Annotated in this window: 17 protein-coding genes, 1 tRNA gene and 4 pseudogenes; 13 read left to right on the top strand and 9 right to left on the bottom strand. The window is 67.0% G+C overall.

Features of this window, described 5'->3' with window-relative positions; translation table 11 throughout:
- Positions 1–116: 116 nt before the first annotated feature.
- Positions 117–665 carry a DNA-binding protein gene (locus ACFVJQ_RS11470; protein WP_129802951.1) on the bottom strand — a complete coding sequence of 183 codons (549 nt, stop codon included), beginning with the start codon at positions 663–665 and terminating at the stop codon, positions 117–119.
- 183 nt (positions 666–848) lie between these two features.
- Between ACFVJQ_RS11470 and ACFVJQ_RS11465 the strand changes: the two genes are divergently transcribed.
- Positions 849–924 (top strand) — tRNA-Ala (locus ACFVJQ_RS11465).
- 647 nt (positions 925–1,571) lie between these two features.
- Here ACFVJQ_RS11465 and ACFVJQ_RS11460 read toward each other — a convergent pair.
- Positions 1,572–2,273: a DUF5324 family protein gene (locus ACFVJQ_RS11460; protein ID WP_385510433.1), complete on the bottom strand. Its 702-nt coding sequence runs from the start codon at positions 2,271–2,273 to the stop codon at positions 1,572–1,574.
- A gap of 314 nt (positions 2,274–2,587) precedes the next feature.
- Here ACFVJQ_RS11460 and ACFVJQ_RS11455 point away from each other — a divergent pair, with 314 nt between their 5' ends.
- A complete protein-coding gene (locus ACFVJQ_RS11455; protein WP_224734938.1) occupies positions 2,588–3,121 on the top strand; it encodes a peptidylprolyl isomerase in 534 nt (177 codons plus the stop codon).
- A 135-nt stretch (positions 3,122–3,256) separates the two neighbouring features.
- Entirely contained in the window at positions 3,257–4,183 is a 927-nt protein-coding gene (locus tag ACFVJQ_RS11450; protein WP_385510432.1) for a rhomboid family intramembrane serine protease, read from the top strand.
- A 303-nt stretch (positions 4,184–4,486) separates the two neighbouring features.
- Here ACFVJQ_RS11450 and crgA read toward each other — a convergent pair whose 3' ends face one another.
- Entirely contained in the window at positions 4,487–4,741 is a 255-nt protein-coding gene (gene crgA, locus ACFVJQ_RS11445) for a cell division protein CrgA (RefSeq protein WP_385510431.1), read from the bottom strand.
- Positions 4,742–4,894: 153 nt separating this feature from the next.
- On the opposite strand from crgA, the gene ACFVJQ_RS11440 reads away from it, so the two are divergent.
- The 6 genes from ACFVJQ_RS11440 to ACFVJQ_RS11415 are packed head-to-tail and all read left to right on the top strand — an operon-like array spanning position 4,895 to position 9,024.
- The gene (locus ACFVJQ_RS11440; RefSeq protein WP_385782882.1) at positions 4,895–5,674 is read left to right on the top strand and encodes a DUF881 domain-containing protein; all 780 of its coding nucleotides are present in this window, start codon (positions 4,895–4,897) and stop codon (positions 5,672–5,674) included.
- Positions 5,675–5,694: 20 nt separating this feature from the next.
- Positions 5,695–6,381, top strand: a complete 687-nt coding sequence (locus ACFVJQ_RS11435) for a class E sortase (protein ID WP_385510429.1) — start codon at positions 5,695–5,697, stop codon at positions 6,379–6,381.
- Between the two features lie 16 nt (positions 6,382–6,397).
- Complete coding sequence (locus ACFVJQ_RS11430) at positions 6,398–6,595, top strand: hypothetical protein (RefSeq protein ID WP_385783357.1); 198 nt, start codon at positions 6,398–6,400, stop codon at positions 6,593–6,595.
- Complete coding sequence (locus ACFVJQ_RS11425) at positions 6,592–7,230, top strand: aminodeoxychorismate/anthranilate synthase component II (RefSeq protein WP_385510428.1); 639 nt, start codon at positions 6,592–6,594, stop codon at positions 7,228–7,230. Before ACFVJQ_RS11430 ends, ACFVJQ_RS11425 begins: the two co-directional genes overlap by 4 nt.
- A complete protein-coding gene (locus ACFVJQ_RS11420) occupies positions 7,149–8,255 on the top strand; it encodes a class E sortase (RefSeq protein WP_385510667.1) in 1,107 nt (368 codons plus the stop codon). The genes ACFVJQ_RS11425 and ACFVJQ_RS11420 overlap by 82 nt, the downstream gene beginning before the upstream one ends.
- 19 nt (positions 8,256–8,274) lie before the next feature.
- Positions 8,275–9,024 carry a class E sortase gene (locus ACFVJQ_RS11415; RefSeq protein WP_385782878.1) on the top strand — a complete coding sequence of 250 codons (750 nt, stop codon included), beginning with the start codon at positions 8,275–8,277 and terminating at the stop codon, positions 9,022–9,024.
- A 96-nt stretch (positions 9,025–9,120) separates the two neighbouring features.
- Here the strand turns inward: ACFVJQ_RS11415 and ACFVJQ_RS11410 are convergent, their stop codons facing one another.
- A complete protein-coding gene (locus ACFVJQ_RS11410) occupies positions 9,121–10,161 on the bottom strand; it encodes a restriction endonuclease (RefSeq protein ID WP_385782875.1) in 1,041 nt (346 codons plus the stop codon).
- A gap of 367 nt (positions 10,162–10,528) precedes the next feature.
- On the opposite strand from ACFVJQ_RS11410, the pseudogene ACFVJQ_RS11405 reads away from it, so the two are divergent.
- The 4 genes and pseudogenes from ACFVJQ_RS11405 to ACFVJQ_RS11390 form a co-directional block, all read left to right on the top strand.
- A pseudogene (locus ACFVJQ_RS11405) lies at positions 10,529–10,636 on the top strand (transposase family protein); the annotation flags it as partial.
- Positions 10,616–10,942, top strand: coding sequence for a helix-turn-helix domain-containing protein (locus tag ACFVJQ_RS11400; protein ID WP_385783337.1), 327 nt, complete (start codon positions 10,616–10,618; stop codon positions 10,940–10,942). The pseudogene ACFVJQ_RS11405 and the gene ACFVJQ_RS11400, both read left to right, overlap by 21 nt.
- 63 nt (positions 10,943–11,005) lie before the next feature.
- Positions 11,006–11,260 (top strand): annotated as a pseudogene (locus tag ACFVJQ_RS11395) (transposase); the annotation flags it as partial.
- Positions 11,261–11,294: 34 nt separating this feature from the next.
- A pseudogene (locus ACFVJQ_RS11390) lies at positions 11,295–11,735 on the top strand (transposase); the annotation flags it as partial.
- Positions 11,736–12,218: 483 nt separating this feature from the next.
- On the opposite strand, the gene ACFVJQ_RS11385 reads toward ACFVJQ_RS11390, so the two are convergent.
- The 5 genes and pseudogenes from ACFVJQ_RS11385 to ACFVJQ_RS11365 form a co-directional block, all read right to left on the bottom strand.
- Positions 12,219–12,515 carry a hypothetical protein gene (locus tag ACFVJQ_RS11385; RefSeq protein WP_385510423.1) on the bottom strand — a complete coding sequence of 99 codons (297 nt, stop codon included), beginning with the start codon at positions 12,513–12,515 and terminating at the stop codon, positions 12,219–12,221.
- Positions 12,516–12,796: 281 nt separating this feature from the next.
- Positions 12,797–12,970, bottom strand: a pseudogene (locus tag ACFVJQ_RS11380) (transposase); the annotation flags it as partial.
- Between the two features lie 40 nt (positions 12,971–13,010).
- Entirely contained in the window at positions 13,011–14,993 is a 1,983-nt protein-coding gene (gene pknB / locus ACFVJQ_RS11375; protein ID WP_385782872.1) for a Stk1 family PASTA domain-containing Ser/Thr kinase, read from the bottom strand.
- Between the two features lie 171 nt (positions 14,994–15,164).
- A complete protein-coding gene (locus ACFVJQ_RS11370; RefSeq protein ID WP_385510420.1) occupies positions 15,165–16,637 on the bottom strand; it encodes a peptidoglycan D,D-transpeptidase FtsI family protein in 1,473 nt (490 codons plus the stop codon).
- The gene (locus ACFVJQ_RS11365) at positions 16,634–18,082 is read right to left on the bottom strand and encodes an FtsW/RodA/SpoVE family cell cycle protein (protein WP_385510419.1); all 1,449 of its coding nucleotides are present in this window, start codon (positions 18,080–18,082) and stop codon (positions 16,634–16,636) included. The genes ACFVJQ_RS11370 and ACFVJQ_RS11365 overlap by 4 nt, the downstream gene beginning before the upstream one ends.

Raw genomic sequence — 18,082 nt, 5'->3', positions numbered from 1 at the left:
GCCTGCCCCTCGACGAGTGATACGACCCCTCTCGCGACCTCTCCTCGCGCCGCTCTCGCGGCCGCCGCGCACAGGCCCGACTGCCCGCGCCCCCATGCGGCGACCGGGCCGTGCGGTCAGCTCTGGTGCGCCTGGTAGTGCGCGACGGCGTCGGAGGTGCGGCCCGCGCCGTACACCCGGAGGAACTCTGCCAGCTCCGGATGGGTCGGGGCGAGGGTGTCCGCAGCCTCGATGATGTCTCCCGCGGCCGCCACCGAACGCAGCAGCGACTGGATCTCGCGGACCACCCGCTTGACCGTGGGCGCTCCCGAACTGCTCGTCGTCTGTGTGCTGTTGCTGAGCACCGAGCCCCCCTGCGACTTCTTGATCTCCTCCATCCGATCGGTGGCCTCCGCCGCGCTCACACTGCCGTCCGCCACCTGTGCGGCCAGGTCCTGCAGCAACTGCACCCGCTGGACCACGGCAGGGTTTCCGATCTTCGCCCGCTGACCGCTCATCAGCTGGGACAGCATCGGCGCGGACAGTCCCAGCACCCCCGCGAGACGAGCCTGGTTGAGTCCAAGATCGTCTATGAGCTTACGGAAGAGCGCCCCCAGCGGCTCCCCGTACCAGTTCCGCTGCAGTTCCCGCGCTCTTGCGGTGGCTTCCTGCTGTGCGGCGTCCATTGCGTCTCCCCATCGCTTTCCCCAAAACCGCGGTTCGCTGTAGCGAACCACGCCGAGCATCTTACGGAGAGTGGTCGTTCACGGGGACCCCCCAATCTTTTTGCGAGATACCGGGGGTCACCCGCTACTCTGGTCTGCGGCGCCCGCCGGTACGCGGTTCTTCCGGCCGGACGTCTCCCTTCCGGGGCCTTAGCTCAGTTGGTAGAGCGCTGTCTTTGCATGGCAGATGTCAGGGGTTCGACTCCCCTAGGCTCCACCAGTAAATGCCCCCTGACCTGCGGAAACGCGGTTTCAGGGGGCATTTTTCGTGTGTCGGGACACGCAGAACACACGTGTGCGCACGGGGAGTGGCAGCGGCACCTCGAAGCGCGCCGACCGGATCGGTCAGGCTTCCGCGCGTCCCGCTCAGCCCAGCGGACGCACCCTGGCCCACGACGCCGTGGACTCTGCCGGCCTGTGGGACGTCGACCTGCCCGACCCGGCCCAGGCACTGCGCCGGCGGATCACGGATCCGGCGCGGCGGACCCGGCTGAGCCACTCACCCCGGAGGATCGGTGCCCCGGTGGATATCCCAGCTCAACAGTTGACGGCCGGCGCATCTGCGACAGCTCATTGCAAGAGCAACCGGACTCACCCCCGTGCGCACTGATGAACGGTGTCCCACGCTCCGGACGCACGGTGCCGTTCTTGGCATTCAGCGCCGCAGCTCGCGGATGTGACAGGTGGTGTACGGCTGTGCCACGTGATCGTCAACCGGGTGCAATAGCAAGCAAGTTACGGCCGTACGACGCAGGGCGCGCGCCGCTCGCCGGTTTCACGTGAAACGCCGCTCCGCGGGAAGCATTCGCGTGAATCATCACTGCGGGGCGGGAGACCCACAAGTCTCCCGCCCCACGGTCAGGCCGCTCAGCCGCGGTCCTCACGGTCCGCGGCCTCCTCCTCGGCCTCCTTCGCCTGCACCTCGGGATCGAGCACGGACTGTCCGCTGCCGTCCACCGACGTGAGCCGGCCCGACTCGGAGACCTCGGTCGCGGCGGGCGGCTCGACCAGCCAGTCAGGGTTGGCCTGCTTGTCCCACCACTTCCAGGCGGCGAAAGCGCCGCCCGCGAGAACGCCGAGAACCGCCAGCACCTTCACGGCCCGGCCGGCCTTGGCCCGCCGTTCATGCTTGCGGACCAGCTTGTGAATCTCCTCGGCCGAGACCTGGCCACGCAGCGCGGCCAGCGCGGCGGCACCACGCGACGCCGCCTCGTCCTTGACAGGCCCGGCCGCGGCCACTGCCTGTTCGATCCTCGGCCGGGAGTAACCGGCAGCCTGCCGGGCAGCCATACGGGTACGGAAAGCGGCCTCGTGGGCGGCGTGGTCCACCCTCGGCGGCACATGCGAACGGGCCTGTTCCAGGCGCGGCGCGAGATGCGACTCGTACTGGACGCGGGCCTGCCCGGCGGCTTGCGACACCCTGGGCGCGAGCCGTACGCGTGCCTCATGTGCGTAGTGCGCGGCCCGGTCCTTCGCCGTGTCGGCGTACGGCGCCACCACTTCCGCGGCGTGCAGCACGCTGTCCTTCGCCGAGCCGGTCGCGGCGCGCACGCTGTCGATGCGGGTCACGGGTTCCTCCTCCTCGGTGGCGTACGTATTTCGACTTTCCACCCTTTTACGGATCATGCCTGCCCAAGCATGACGTGGCATGTGAGAGCGGGCATCCGAGTCATGGTCGCCGCGCAATAGCGGATGAATACGGCAACAGGAGCTTGTCGTCGACAATGCCACGGATCGCCGCTCCGCGCTCCCGCCACGGAACGACTCATCGGAAAATCTGCAAGCCCTCCGCCCGGATTCCCCCCGAAACAGCACGTCGGGCGACGTACGGCGCAGGCCGTGCGAGGATCGTGGGGTCACAGGAAGACAACGGAAGGCAGATCGTGGCTGAGCAGCTTTACGCCACCCTGAAGACCAACCACGGCGACATCCAGGTTCGGCTCTTCCCGAACCATGCGCCGATCACGGTCAAGAACTTCGTCGAGCTCGCCAAGGGCGAGCGTGAGTGGACCCACCCGGCCACGGGCAAGAAGTCCACGGACAAGCTGTACGACGGCACGGTCTTCCACCGGGTCATCAGCGGCTTCATGATCCAGGGCGGCGACCCGCTGGGCAACGGCACGGGCGGCCCCGGTTACCAGTTCGCGGACGAGTTCCACCCAGACCTGCAGTTCGACAAGCCCTACCTGCTGGCGATGGCCAACGCCGGCCCGGGCACCAACGGCTCGCAGTTCTTCATCACCGTCTCCCCGACGGCCTGGCTGAACCGCAAGCACACCATCTTCGGCGAGGTCACGGACGCGGCCAGCCAGAAGGTCGTCGACTCGATCGCGAGCGCCCAGACCAACCCGCGCACCGACCGCCCCCTCAACGACGTCGTCATCGAGTCGGTCGTCGTGGAGACCCGCGAGGGCTGAGCCGGAAGGCCCGCGAGGACCGAGTCAAAGGACCCGCAAGAGCCGAGTCCAAGACCTCCCGTAGGGAACCAAACGCCCCGCTCGTCCGTAAAGAGAGCGGGGCGTTTCTGTCGGACTCGACAATGAGGGGACCTCATGGACCAGGCGCCAGGCAGCCCGAACGGCCCGCACAACCACGGCCCGGACAACCAGAGCCCGCAGGGCGCCGCCGGCACACCCGTCTGCTACCGCCACCCCGGCCGCGAGACCGGCGTACGCTGCACCCGCTGCGAACGCCCGATCTGCCCCGACTGCATGGTCAGCGCCTCCGTCGGCTTCCAATGCCCCACATGCGTCCGCGACGCCGCCGGCACCGGACACGCGCCGGGCGCCTCCCGCCCCCGCACCATCGCAGGCGGCACCGTCGTCGCCGACCCCAGACTCCTCACCAAGATCCTCATCGGAATCAACCTCGCGGTATTCATCGCCGGCCGGGCCGAACCATCCCTCCTCAACCACATCGTCCTCATCGGCGAATGGCCACCAGCGCCCTGGGGACCGACAGAAGGCGTCGCAGAGGGCGAGTGGTACCGCCTGTTCACCTCGATGTTCACCCACGAAGCCATCTGGCACATCGGCTTCAACATGCTCAGCCTCTGGTGGCTCGGCGGCCCCCTCGAAGCCGCCCTCGGCCGCGCCCGCTACCTCACGCTCTACCTCGTCTCGGGCCTCGCCGGCAGCGCCCTGACCTACCTGCTGGAAGCCCCGACGACGGCCTCGCTCGGTGCCTCGGGTGCGATCTTCGGCCTCTTCGGCGCGACAGCCGTGCTCATGCGCCGGCTCAACTACGACATGCGCCCGGTCATAGCCCTGCTCGCGATCAACCTGATCTTCACGTTCAGCCCGGGCTTCGACATCGCCTGGCAGGCCCACATCGGCGGACTCGCCGCCGGCCTGGTCATCGGCTACGCCATGGTCCACGCCCCGCGCGAACGCCGGGCACTGGTCCAGTACGGCACCTGCGCACTGGTCCTGGCGGTCGTCGTGGGGATGACGCTGCTGCGGACCGCTCAGCTCAGCTGAGCCGGGTGGTTATCCACTGAGCTGTTCAAGTTGTCCACAGTGCGTGGTGAATCTTGTGCACACTGTGCGGGAACAGGTGTGCCCCCTGTCGAGGACCGGCGTTTCCGCAGGTCAGACAGGGGGCGAACAAGGCTTCAGGGGATGGTGTGGCTGTCGTACCGGTGTCAACGTCCGATGCGTTATCCACAGATCGTCGGTCTTTTCCCCAGGTCAGCTGTGGAAATTCTCACGGCTGTGGATAACTCAGCGGATAGCCGTGGGCAGAGCTGTGTTCACCGGCCGCTCGCCTGGTCTTCGACCAGCCTACTTCCACTGGGTGGAGACGCCGAATCCGGCCGCGATGAAGCCGAAGCCCACCACGATGTTCCAGTTGCCCAGCGAGTCGATCGGCAGCGAACCGTCGGTCACATAGAAGACGACGATCCAGGCCAGCCCGATGAGGAACATGGCGAGCATGACCGGCGCGACCCAGGAGCGGCTGTTCAGCTTGATGCTGGTCGCCTGCTTCGACGGCGGCGGCGTGTAGTCGGCCTTCTTGCGGATACGTGACTTCGGCACGAGGGTCTCTCCTGTCGATGCGCTGCGTGGCCGCGCAGGGAACTGGGTCGGGCTCGGGGCAACGCCCGGGGGCGTGTGCAAAGGGGCTCAGAGCGCTCCCCCGGGCGTCCGTTAGCGTAGTGCTTCCGTGGCGCCGAAGGAGATAAGGGTACGTTGAGCAATTCTGCCGACTCCCCCGGGACGGGATCCAGCCCTGCCCGCCGGTGGGCTTTCCGGCCCGTGCGGCTGCTCACGGTGGGCGTCTTCGCTCTCGCGGGGCTCATTTTCTTCACCAGTTTCCATACGGCCAAAGGCACCAATATCCGTACGGATGCGTCTCTGCTGAAGCTCTCCGACCTGATTGAGGAGCGCAGCCGGAACAACGGCGAGCTGGACGAGTCCAACGCGGCCCTGCGTGAGGACGTCGAGTCCCTCGCCGAGCGCGATGACGGCAGCACCAAGGCGGAGGACGACAAGCTCGCCGCTCTGGAGGAGAAGGCGGGTACTCAGGAGCTCACGGGTGAGGCGCTGACGGTGACGCTCGACGACGCTCCGCCGAACGCCACCGCCAAGCTCCCCGGCTATCCGGAGCCGCAGCCCGACTACCTGGTCATCCACCAGCAGGACCTCCAGGCCGTGGTGAACGCCCTGTGGGAGGGCGGAGCCGAGGGGATCAAGGTCATGGACCAGCGGCTGATCTCCACCAGTGCGGTGCGCTGTGTGGGCAACACCCTGATCCTCCAGGGCCGGGTCTACTCACCGCCGTACAAGATCACGGCGGTCGGTGACCCGGAGAAGCTGCAGCAGGCGCTTTCGGCGTCGCCGGCGATCCAGAACTACATGGTGTACGTCAATGTCTACGGCCTGGGCTGGAAAGTGGAGGAGAACGGGACGGTGACTCTGCCCGGCTACTCGGGCACAGTGGACCTGCACTACGCGAAACCCGTGGAGTAAGCGCCGCTCAGGAGCCGCCGGTGCGCGTGATCGTCAGGACCGTCAGCGAACTGTGCATCACCGTCGGCACTGTGATCGTGCTCTTTGTCGTCTATGTGCTGTTCTGGACCGGCGTGAAGGCCGACAACGTCATGGACGACGAGGTCGACCGGCTCCAGGAGCAGTGGTCGCAGGGGGCCGTGCAGCCGGGCGCAGCCCCCGGTGCCTCCGCGAGTCCTCCGAAGCCGGCGGCGTACGAGAACGGGAAACCGTTCGCGATCATGTACATCCCGCGTCTTGGTTTCACGTGGAACAAGCCCGTGCTCGAGGGCACCGCCACCGACACCCTGAAGAAGGGCCTCGGCCACTACGCCGGCACCGCGCAGCTCGGTCAGAAGGGGAACTTTTCGGTGGCGGGTCACCGGCGCACGTACGGTGATCCCTTCAAGGATTTCCCCCGGCTGCGTCGCGGCGACGCGGTGGTGCTGACCGATGGGGCGACCTGGTTCACGTACCGGATCGGCAAGGGGCCGTACAAGACGGTGCCCACGGATGTGGCGGTGATCGACCCCGTGCCCCGCTCGTCGGGGTACAAGCGTGCGGGCCGCTATCTGACCCTGACGACCTGCGAACCGGAGTGGGGTCACAGCCATCGGTTGATCGTCTGGGCGCATCTGGATTCCACCCAGCCTGTGGAGGCCGGGAAACCAGCGGCCCTGCGCCGTTAGTCTGGTGCAGTACGGCGTGAGTCTGGTGCCGTGGTGCGACGGAAGGGACGGCATGTACGGCTGGATCTGGCGGCATCTGCCGGGGAACGCGTGGGTCAAGGCGCTGATCTCACTGGCACTGATCCTGGCCGTGATCTACGTCCTGTTCCAGTACGTCTTTCCGTGGGCCGAACCGCTGCTTCCCTTCAACGATGTGACGGTGGACAACCAGTGAGCGCGCGCATTCTCGTCGTCGACAACTACGACAGCTTCGTCTTCAACCTGGTGCAGTACCTGTACCAGCTGGGTGCCGAGTGCGAGGTCCTGCGCAACGACGAGGTTTCGACCGCGCACGCCGATGACGGTTTCGACGGTGTGCTGCTGTCGCCCGGTCCCGGCGCCCCCGAACAGGCCGGTGTCTGTATCGACATGGTCCGGCACTGTGCGGACGCCGGGGTGCCCGTGTTCGGTGTCTGCCTCGGTATGCAGTCGATGCAGGTGGCGTACGGCGGTGTCGTGGATCGTGCGCCGGAGTTGCTGCACGGCAAGACGTCGCTGGTCGAGCACGAGGGCAAGGGCGTTTTCGCGGGTCTGCCCTCGCCGTTCACGGCGACTCGCTACCACTCGCTGGCCGCCGAGCCGGTCACCGTGCCGGCCGAGTTGGAGGTCACCGCGCGGACGCACGACGGCATCATCATGGGCCTGAGACACCGTGAACTCCCGGTCGAGGGTGTGCAGTTCCACCCCGAGTCGGTGCTGACCGAGCACGGTCACCGGATGCTGGCCAACTGGCTGGTGGAGTGCGGCGACCACGGAGCGGTGGCGAGGTCGGCGGGGCTCGCCCCGGTGGTGGGCAGGGCCACGGCGTGACCGCGGCGCCCGGTACGGACTGGTACGGCACGGAGGGGTATCCCCCGTCCCAGGAGCCGTATCAGGCGTCGTACGAGCCTCCCGTCGATGAGGAGACCGTCGCGCTGCGGATACCCGAGCCGCCGGGCGAGGTGCGTTCCGTCGGCGAGTCCATATCGGGTTCTCCCGCCCCGTCGGCCCCTTCCGCTGCCGGACCCGCCCCCGGTGGCCGTGCGGCCCGCAGAAAGGCCGCCAAGCGGCGTCACGGGCGTCACGGAGGCTCCCGTAGGCCCGCCGCGACCGATGCCACGACGACGGCTCCGCAGCGTCCCCTGTCCCGGGTGGAGGCGCGGCGGCAGGCGCGGGCGAGCAGGCCGAGCCCGGCGGTGGTCGCCAGCCGGGTGATCGGTGAGGTGTTCATCACCACCGGCGTGCTGATGCTGCTGTTCGTCACCTACCAGCTGTGGTGGACGAACGTCCGGGCGCATGCGCAGGCCGGCAACGAGGCGAGCCAGCTCCAGGACGACTGGGCGAGCGGCCAGCGCAACCCGGGCACCTTCGAGCCGGGCCAGGGCTTCGCGCTGCTGCACATTCCCAAGCTGGACGTGGTCGTGCCGATCGCCGAGGGCACCAGCAACAAGAAGGTGCTCGACCGCGGCATGGTCGGCCACTACGCGGAGGGCGCGCTGAAGACGGCGATGCCGGATGCGAAGACCGGTAACTTCGGGCTGGCCGGCCACCGCAACACGCACGGTGAGCCGTTCCGGTACATCAACCGTCTCGACCCGGGCGATCCGATCGTTGTGGAGACGCAGGACACGTACTTCGTCTACTCGATGGCGTCGATCCTTCCGGTGACCTCGCCGAGCAACGTCAGCGTCCTGGATCCGGTCCCCAAGGACTCGGGTTTCAAGGAGCCCGGCCGGTACATCACCCTGACGACCTGCACGCCGGAGTTCACGAGCAAGTACCGGATGATCGTCTGGGGCAAGATGGTCGAGGAACGGCCGCGCAGCAAGGGCAAGCCGGATGCGCTCGTCAGTTAAGGGCAGGGGCAGAGGAACAGTGGCAGCGACCACCGATCGCGAAGAGCACACCGACACCGGCCCCGCTGCGCCCGGGCCGCGGCGCCGCGGCCCCGGCCGGATCGCCATGGCGGTCAGCTTTTTCGGTGAACTCCTCATCACCGCAGGTCTCGTTCTCGGTCTGTTCGTCGTCTACTCGCTGTGGTGGACGAACGTCCTCGCGGACCGCAAGGCGGACGAGGAGGGCGACAAGGTCCGCGACAACTGGGCCAGCTCCGCGCCCTCCGGGCCCGGCGCGCTGGACACCAAGGACGGCATCGGCTTCCTGCACGTACCCGCGATGGACAAGGACGAGATCCTGATCAAGAAGGGCACGTCCACGGAGCTCCTCAACGACGGCGTCGCCGGCTACTACACCGACCCCGTCAAGGCGGCCCTTCCCACCAGCGGCAAGAACGGCAACTTCTCCCTCGCCGCCCACCGCGACGGCCACGGCGCTAAGTTCCACGACATCGACAAGCTGAAGAAGGGCGACCCGATCGTCTTCGAGACGAAGGACAAGTGGTACGTCTACAAGGTCTACGCCGTCCTTCCCGAGACCTCGAAGTACAACGTCAAGGTCCTCGACCCGATCCCCAAGGAGTCCGGCAGGAACAAGGCCGGCCGGTACATCACCCTGACGACGTGCACGCCGGTGTTCACGAGCCGGTACCGGTATGTGGTGTGGGGGGAGCTGGAGCGGGTGGAGAAGGTGGATGGGGAGCGGACGGTGCCGGAGGAACTGCGCTGACAGGCCTCCTTATGGGAGGTCAGTCACCTAGCATGGCGGAGGCCCGAAGCCGCAACCTTCTCTTGCGGCTTCGGGCCTCTTCGCGTCACACCATGCCTACTCCAGGATCTTCAGCGGTTCACCGGCGCTCCACTCCTCCAGCACGCCGCGGTGTACGGCGGTGATGCCGGCCTCGGCGGCGATGCTCAGGGCCTCAGGAGTGAAGGGGCACGTCGCCACGTAGAGCGCCACGTCCGCGCCGTACAGAACCTTCGCCGACCCGATGAACTTCTGGACGTCCGGGCTGGTGATGGAGAGGTACGGCGCGAACCTCTTGCACTGGGCGACGAGGCGTCGCCCGTCGGCCGTGAGCGCGATGATGTCGACGCCCCGGTCGCCGTGACCGCCTTGTACGACGACGTTGGTGCAGCCGTCGCGTTGCAGCAGTTTGGCGATGTGGCGCTCGAACGTGCGGCCGTTCATGGCGTCCATGGCGGCCATGACTCCGACGGCGGGGCGGTTGTCCCGTACCCCTTCGAGCCGCTTCAGCCGGGCGTGGTGCTGGTGCAGCCGTCGCTCGATGCGCTGGACTCCCGCCCGCAGGGCGATCAGCTCCTTGCGGTGCTCGCCCGATGTCTCGATCAGGGCGTTGAACATCGGGACGACCGTCTTGCCGAGGATGTGGGTGATGCGTTGGTCGATGCGGTCGTCGAGGGATGCGACGTCTGTGGGGTCAGTGGGGGCTGGGTTTTCCACAGGCTGTGTACGCGCCAGGTACTCCATGTCGAGGAGGTACACACGCACCTGACGTGCGACTTCGCTGTCTCGGAGCAGCATGGCGACGTTGAGGACGGCCCGATGGGAGAAGAGAGCGAGGGAACGTGTGCGTGACTGGATTCCACTGAGTTGCTTGAAGTCACTCAGTTCTTGGCCTGTCAGCACTCGGTACCCATTCGATTCCAGCTCCGCTCGATGGTCGTGCACCAGGGCTCGGATGGTCTCCACAGTGACGTTGAAGTACGCCGCCACCATCGCCGTCGTCACATGCATCCCGTCCGGCAGCAGTGACAGAGCCTTCACCCTGTCGAGTACGTCGGTTCGTTCCAGCACGCTGTCGCGCAGGCTCTTCGACTCCAGCAGCGCCGATTCGTTGATCACGTTCTGCCCTTCCGCTTGCGGTGTGGCTTTTCTGGCCAGGGCAGAGTTTCGGCACCCCACCCCATCCGATCAACGAAAGGGGGTCTTCGAAGTTGAGCGGGGCGTAACTGGGGGGTGGCCTGCCGCATCGTCACGGGCGGTGAGATCAGGCGAGTTGGGGTCGGTCCCCGGACGCAGGAAGCCCGTGGTCATGGGTGATCATGACTGTTCTCTACGCAGCTTGATCACCTGGACACACGGGCTTGGACAACAATACGACGTTGCTGCTGGACCTGGACGGCCTGGCCGTTGAGAAAGTCGAGCGGTTCACGGACGGCACCCGGCGGGTGCACCTGACCACCGCGGACGAGGCGCACGGGCCTGCCCCTCCTGCGGGGTGTTCGCCGTGCGCGTCAAGGGCTTCGTGCACACCCGCCCACGGGATCTGCCCTTTGGCGAGCGGAAGCTGGAGCTGGTGTGGCGCAAGCGCCGCTGGTACTGCACCGAGCCGGCCTGCCCGCGCCGGAGCTTCACCGAGCAGGTGCGCCAGGTCCCGGCCGGGGCGAGGATCACCACCCGGCTGCGGAACGCGGCCGGGCGGCGGGTGCGCGACGCCGGTTCCACGGTCGTCCAGGCGGCCCGGGACCTGGGCCTGTCCTGGCCCACGGTGATGGACGCCTTCCGCACCGCCGGGCAGGCGGTGACGGCTGCGGCCCTCGAACCGGTCACCGTCCTCGGGATCGACGAGACCCGCCGGGGCCGCATGCAATGGCGCCAGAACCCGGAAACCGGCCGCTGGTAACCGGCGGCCGGTGGGAACCGGCCGCGAACCGCTGGCACACCGGCTTCGTGGACGCCCTTCGGCATCCAGGGACTGCTCGGCCAGGTCGAGGGCCGCGCCCCCTCGGACGTGCTGGCCTGGCTCGCCACCACCCCGCTGGAATGGCGCCGGCAGATCCGCTACGTCGCGATCGACATGTCCCCCGGCTACCGGGCCGCCATCCGCACCGGGCTGCCCCATGCCACCGTGGTCGTCGACCATTTCCACGTGGTGCAGCTCGCCAACAAGATGCTGAACATCGTCCGGCGCCGGACAACCGCCGCCCTGCGCGGCCGGCGCCGGACGGGCCTGCGACCCGGAGTGGAAAGCCCGGTGTCGGCTCCTGCGCAACCGGGAAGACCTCACCGACGCCCAGTTCAGCATCATGTGGAACGCGCTCATCGACGCCGGGAGCATCGGCATGACCCTGCTGACCGCCTGGATCGCCAAGGAACGGCTGCGGGACCTGCTCGCCTGCGCCCGCACCGGCGCCGACCACCACCGCATCGGCCACCTGCGCTTCAAGTTCCTGACCTGGTGCACCGACTCCGAGATCCCCGAAGTTCGCCGGCTGGCCGTCACGGTGGACCGCTGGTGGCCGGAGATCGCCGCGTTCATGGCCACCGGCCACAGCAACGCCAAGAGCGAAGGCATCAACCGCGTGATCAAGCTCGTCGCCCGCGCCGCCCACGGCTTCCGCAACCCCGCCAACCAACGCCTACGCACACGCTGCGTCACCACCCCCCGAGCCCGCGGACACCTCCACCCCGCCTAAATTCGAAGACCCACGAAAGGCCATATGGAAAGACACGATCGACGTACGAGCGGACATGCGACAACGCGGCCCGCAGCCCCGGTGTCAACGTATGGCCCGGCGCCTGCTTCTCCACATTTCGGCCAGTCGTGCAGGCTTGGACCCAGCAGTAGAAGTCAGGACCGTGTCTGGTGGTGACCACGTCGATCGAGCGTCAAGTTTGGAGGGGCCCTTGTCCGTCCGGAACGCCGATCTGGAGCTATTACTGCTCCGAAGCGAGTGTCGCCCGGGTGATCAGGGGACGGTGGCGGATATGTGTGATCTGCCAGTCCGAATAAAATGGACTGGCAGATCTGGACAAGCATCAGGCTTTTGGGTGATTCATGTACATGTTGCGGGCTTCTTCGCGGTGCTATCGCCCACTCATTGTTCGTCGTTCACGCCGACGAACACACCCACAGTGCCTACCTTTGATGACCTGAATCAGCTGTCCTGCACCTGCGCTCAACCACAGTTCGTGGCGTTACCTTCCCCGACGTAGGCGAGGTTGTTCTTCACGATTACACCGTTCCAGTCCATGCAGGACCCCACACCATAGACGTAGACGGGACCTGCGTAAGTGGTGTAGTTGCCCCCGTCCGTCTTTGCGCTGTAGATGTCGCCAGTTCTCTCAAGTCGCACGCCCATGTACTCCGGGGCTGAGTAGTCCGGCGTGTCTCGGATGGCAACCGCACAGTTGTAGCCGTTGGAAGAGTTGTAGGTCAGGAACACCGTTCCCAGTAATGACTGCTTCAAGATCAATAAAGTAGCATGTAGTGGCTATATGGGGCAGGTATCGATGTGATCCTGGTCACAGAATCTCCTCGCAGTGGGGTGACATGTCCATAGATGTTCTTTTAAAGTGTGAGGCTCTGAACGTGTCAATAACCCGGCGGTGCTTCTCCATACGCTCGACGGTGGCTTAACAGCGCTTTGCCCCGCCGAGTTGAAACTCAGGGGGCAAAAATGAGCTTGATTGACCCGTCGGTTTAGGTTGGGAGTTCGCCAGCCGCTCGTGCCGCCTCCGCTGCCGCACCGGCGTCCGACCGGTTCACGAACTGCCGCAAAGCCTTCATGTTGCCATCCAGCAGCTGCTCAGCCATTGGTTGAATCGACTTGCGCTACCCATCCAGCATCAGACCGCCCAGGGAACACTCGCCCCACCGTCGCTGATCCCGCCGCGGCAGTGACGAGCACGGAGCCCCGGCACCCCCCACGAGGGGGTGCCGGGGCTCTCGCCTTGCGTGGTGCGGAGCGTCAGTCGGAGTCTCCGCCTCCGAAGAGGCCGCCGTTGTTGTTATTGGTAGGGGCGGCGGTCAACAGCTGCACGGTGTCGCCCTTGTTCACAGGGCTGCCAGGGGTCGGCTGGCTTGTGACGACCGTCGCGTTCTGGTCGTTGGAGGACCCGGGCGCCAGCTGGACGGTGAGGCCCAGGCCGGACAGCTGCTGCTGCACGTCCTTGAGCTTCTTGCCGACGATGTCTGCAGGAATCTGGACCTGCTCGGCCGCCTTGGCAAACTTCAATTCCACCGTTGAGCCCGGCTCGGCCTGGCTGTTCGGGCTGAGGGATTGGGAGAAGACCTTGCCAGCCTCGACCGTGGTGTTCTCCTCCTCTGTGCAATTGGCCTTCAGGTTACTGGCCTCCAACTGGGCCTTCGCCTCGTCACAGGTGAGGTTGCCGCCGGAGACGTTCGGAACGGTGACCAGTTCCTTCTCCTTGGCGATGGTGAGGGTGATAGTGGAGCCCTTCTCCACTTCCTCACCGAGGGCCGGGTCCTGTTCAAGAACCGTGCCCGCCTCCTCCGCTGTGGACTCCTTCTCTTTCGTCTTGACGACAAACTCGTACTTGTCGCTCTCAAGCGTCGCCTGCGCGTCCTCAAGGCTGTCGCCCACGACACTCGGCACCGCAACCTTCGGCGCCCCCGTCGACACCACGACGTTGATCGAGGTGCCCTTGTCGACCGTCGTCTCGGGATCCGGGTCCTGGTCGCAGACGTTGCCCTTCTTCTGGTTCTCGCAGGGCTTGTTGCTGACCGACAGCTTCAGATCGGAGTTGTTCGCCTGCCTCTGCGCGTCCTCTTGCGTCAGCCCCACGAAGTTCGGCACCTTCACCGTGTCGTTGCCGACACCCCCGCCGCCGAAGGCCCACCGCCCGATCAGGATCGCGCCGACGAGGACCAGCACGGCCGCGACGACCAACAGGATCGTGGAGGTGTTGGACTTCTTCTGGCGGCGCCGGTCGGGGCGGTCGTCGTAGCCGTAGGCGCCGTCGTCCGGGTTGGCCGGGGGGAGCAGGGTGGTGGCGCCGGCGTGGCCGTCGGAGCGCAGGGCGGTGGTCGGCTGGTCGTCGGGGTAGCCGCCGTAGCCGACCGAGCCCATGGCTGCCGTGGCCGCGACCGGCTGGCCGTCGAGGCAGGCCTCGATGTCGGCGCGCATCTCGTCGGCGGACTGGTAGCGGTAGTTCGGGTCCTTGACCAGTGCCTTCAGGACGATGGCGTCCATCTCGGGCGTGATCTCGGGGTCGAAGACCGACGGGGGCTGGGCTTCCTCGCGGACGTGCTGGTACGCGACCGCGACCGGGGAGTCGCCGACGAACGGAGGACGGACGGTCAGCAGCTCGTAGAGCAGGCAGCCGGTCGAGTAGAGGTCACTCCGCGCGTCGACCTGCTCGCCCTTCGCCTGCTCCGGGGAGAGGTACTGGGCGGTGCCGATGACGGCCGCGGTCTGGGTCATCGTCATGCCGGAGTCGCCCATGGCGCGGGCAATGCCGAAGTCCATCACCTTGACCTGGCCGTTGCGCGTCAGCATGACGTTGGCCGGCTTGATGTCGCGGTGGACGATGCCGTTGCGGTGGGCGTACTCCAGGCCCTGGAGGATGCCGATGGTCATCTCCATGGCGCGCTCCGGGAGCAGCTTGCGGCCGCTGTGGAGGAGCTCACGGAGGGTGGAGCCGTCGACGTACTCCATGACGATGTACGGGATCGAGACCCCGTCGATGTAGTCCTCGCCCGTGTCGTAGACCGCCACGATTGCGGGGTGGTTGAGCGAGGCGGCCGACTGGGCCTCCCGGCGGAAGCGGGCCTGGAACGACGGGTCGCGTGCGAGGTCCGCGCGCAGCGTCTTCACCGCCACGGTGCGGCCGAGGCGGGTGTCATGCGCGAGGTATACCTCCGCCATGCCACCACGGCCGAGCACCTGGCCCAGCTCGTACCGGCCGCCGAGGCGACGCGGCTCTTCCATAAGCTACCTACCAGCCCTCTCCGTCGGTCCCGACCGGCACGTCGTGCGGCCGGAGGCTGCCGTCCGGGCCTACCGTACCCGGCTCGCTTTGTGTGACCTGGCCAAGCCCGTCAGCCGATACAGGACCGGTATCGCAACGTGCATCGATGTGAAGACGACGTGACGGGGCTCTCACTTCTTGCTTTCGATGACCGCCTCCATCACGCTCTTCGCGATGGGCGCCGCGAGGCCGCCGCCGGAGATGTCGCCGCGGTCCGCCTGCTCGTCCTCGACGACCACGGCGACGGCGACCGGCGAGCTGCCGTCGCCGAGCTTGGCGTAGGAGATGAACCAGGCGTACGGCTTCTCGCTGTTGTCGACGCCGTGCTGGGCGGTACCGGTCTTGCCGCCCACGGTGACGCCGTCGATCTGTGCCCTGGTTCCCGTGCCTTCGCTGACGACGGTCTCCATCATCGACTGCAGGATCTGTGCGTTCTCCGGCGACAGCGGTTCGCTCATCTGCTCCGGCTCGGTCTTCTCGACCGGGTCGAAGTCCGGCCCTTGGAGCTCGTCGACCATGTACGGCTTCATCAGCTTGCCGTCGTTGGCGACGGCGGAGGCGACCATGGCCATCTGCAGAGGGGTCGCGGCGGTGTTGAACTGGCCGATGGAGGACAGCGCCACCTCGGAGGGGGCCATGTCGTCGGAGAAGACGGACGCGTTGGCGCGGACCGGGGTGTACTGCTCGGAGGTGAAGCCGAACTTCTTCGCTGTCTCGAGCATCTTGTCGTTGCCGAGGTCGGAGCCGACCTTGCCGAAGACGGTGTTGCAGGAGTACTGCAGGGCGACGCGCAGGGTCGCGTTCTCGCAGGGGATGTTCCCCTCGTTCTCCAGCTCGGTGGTGGTGCCGGGCATGGTCCACGGGAGCGGGGTCTTGGTGGGCGCGTTCGCGTCCGTGTAGAGGCCGTGCTCGAGGGCGGCGGCCGCGGTGACGACCTTGAAGGTGGAGCCCGGCGGGTAGGTCTCGCGCAGCGCCCGGTTGAGCATGGGGTCGTTGGCGTTGTTCTTCTTCTGGAGTTTGTTCCAGGCCTTCGCGTCGTCGCCGGAGTATCCGGCGATCGTCGAGGGGTCGTACGACGGGTAGGAGGCCAGCGCGAGGATCTTGCCGGTCTCCGGGTCGAGGGCCACCACCGCGCCCTTGCCGCGTTCGGCGAGGCCGTCGTAGGCGGCCTTCTGGGCGGCGGAGTTGAGGGTGGTGACGACGTTGCCGCCCTCCTTCTTCTTGCCCGTCAGCATGTCGAGGGTGTTGCGGAAGAAGAGCCGGTCGTCGTTGCCGGTGAGGATGCCGTCCTCGAGGTTCTCCAGCTGGTTGGTGCCGAAGGCCTGGGAGGCGTAGCCGGTGACGGGCGCCCACATGGGGCCGTCCTTGTAGGTGCGGACGTACTCGAAGTCGCCGCTGGAGGCCTGCTTGGAGCCGGTGATGGCTTTGCCGTCGACGATGATGTCGCCGCGTGGGGTGGCGTATCGCTCTATGGCGACGCGGCGGTTGTCGGTGTCGCTGGCCAGCTCGTCCGCGCGGAGGTACTGGAGCCAGTTGTCGCGGATGAGCAGTGCCAGGACGAGAAGTCCGCAGAAGATCGCGATCCGGCGCAGGGGCTTGTTCACGGTCGGACCACCTGGGTCATCTCGGCGTCGGGGTTGGGGGCGGGGGCGGGCGCCGGGCGGCGTGCGGTGTCGCTGATGCGCAGCAGGATGCCGATCAAGGCCCAGTTGGCGATGACGGAGGAACCGCCGTAGGCCACGAACGGCAGCGTCATACCGGTCAGCGGGATGAGGCCCATCACACCGCCGGCCACGACGAAGACCTGGAGGCCGAAGGCGCCGGACAGGCCGATGGCCAGCAGTTTGCCGAACGGGTCACGGGCTGCGAGCGAGGTACGGATGCCGCGCTCGATGATCAGGCCGTAGAGCAGCAGGATCGCCATGACGCCTGCCAGGCCCAGTTCCTCGCCGAAGGTGGCGAGGATGAAGTCGGAGTTGGCGGCGAAGCCGATGAGGTCGGAGTTGCCCTGGCCGAGGCCGGTGCCGAGGGTGCCGCCGGAGCCGAAGGCCCACAGGGCCTGCATGGCCTGCTCGGAGTGGACGACGCCGTCCTGGACGCCGGCGCGGGAGAGCTCGAACTCGCGCATCGGGTCGAGCCAGGCCTGCACACGTGTCTGGATGTGCGGCTCGAAGCTCGCCACGCCGACGGCGCCGACCGCGGACATCAGCAGACCGAAGACGATCCAGCTGGTCCGCTCGGTGGCGACGTACAGCATGATGACGAACATCCCGAAGAACAGCAGGGATGTACCGAGGTCGGTCTCGAAGACCAGGATGAGGATCGACATCACCCAGACGACGAGGATCGGACCGAGGTCGCGGCCGCGCGGCAGGTACAGGCCCATGAAGCGGCGGCTGGCCAGAGCCAGGGCGTCTCTCTTGACCATGAGGTAGCCGGCGAAGAAGACCGCGAGGGCGATCTTCGCGAACTCACCGGGCTGGAGCGTGCCGAGGCCGGGGATCTTGATCCAGATCTTGGCGCCGTAGACGTTCGCGCCGAGTCCGGGCACGAGCGGCAGGACCAGCAGGAACAGTGCACCGGCCATGGAGATGTACGTGTAGCGCTGGAGGACGCGGTGGTCCTTGAGCAGCATCAGCACGCCCACCAGGAGGGCGACGCCCATCGCGGAGTACAGCAGCTGGCGGGGTGCCGCCTCGACGTAGGTGCTGCTCTGCTGGAGGCGCTTGGACTGGTCCAGACGCCAGATGGCGACCAGGCCGAGCCCGTTGAGCAGGGTGGCCAGCGGCAGCATCAGCGGATCGGCGTACGGCGCGAATTTCCGGACGGCGAGATGGCCGACGCCGGCCAGCAGGCCGAGGCCGAGTCCGTAGCTCAGCAGGCCGGTCGGCACCTCGTCGTTGATGGCGAGTCCCACGTTGGCGTAGGCGAAGACCGGGATGAGGACGGCGAACACCAGGAGTCCGAGCTCGGTGTTGCGCCGGCTCGGTGTGCCGATCGAGCCGATCGTGGAGGTGTGCTGTGTCGACGTGTTGGTAGTACTGCTCAT

This window comes from Streptomyces sp. NPDC127197, from assembly GCF_042672405.1.
Taxonomy (GTDB): domain Bacteria; phylum Actinomycetota; class Actinomycetes; order Streptomycetales; family Streptomycetaceae; genus Streptomyces; species Streptomyces flavusporus.
Note: the sequence above shows the minus strand (reverse complement) of the source record. Positions and strands in the feature narration are given on the sequence as shown.

Coding starts and splice junctions, on each gene's coding strand:
- pknB (WP_385782872.1), bottom strand. CDS start 14,993: ATGGAAGAGCCGCGTCGCCTCGGCGGCCGGTACGAGCTGGGCCAGGTG.
- ACFVJQ_RS11365 (WP_385510419.1), bottom strand. CDS start 18,082: ATGAGCAGTACTACCAACACGTCGACACAGCACACCTCCACGATCGGC.
- ACFVJQ_RS11470 (WP_129802951.1), bottom strand. CDS start 665: ATGGACGCCGCACAGCAGGAAGCCACCGCAAGAGCGCGGGAACTGCAG.
- ACFVJQ_RS11450 (WP_385510432.1), top strand. CDS start 3,257: ATGGACCAGGCGCCAGGCAGCCCGAACGGCCCGCACAACCACGGCCCG.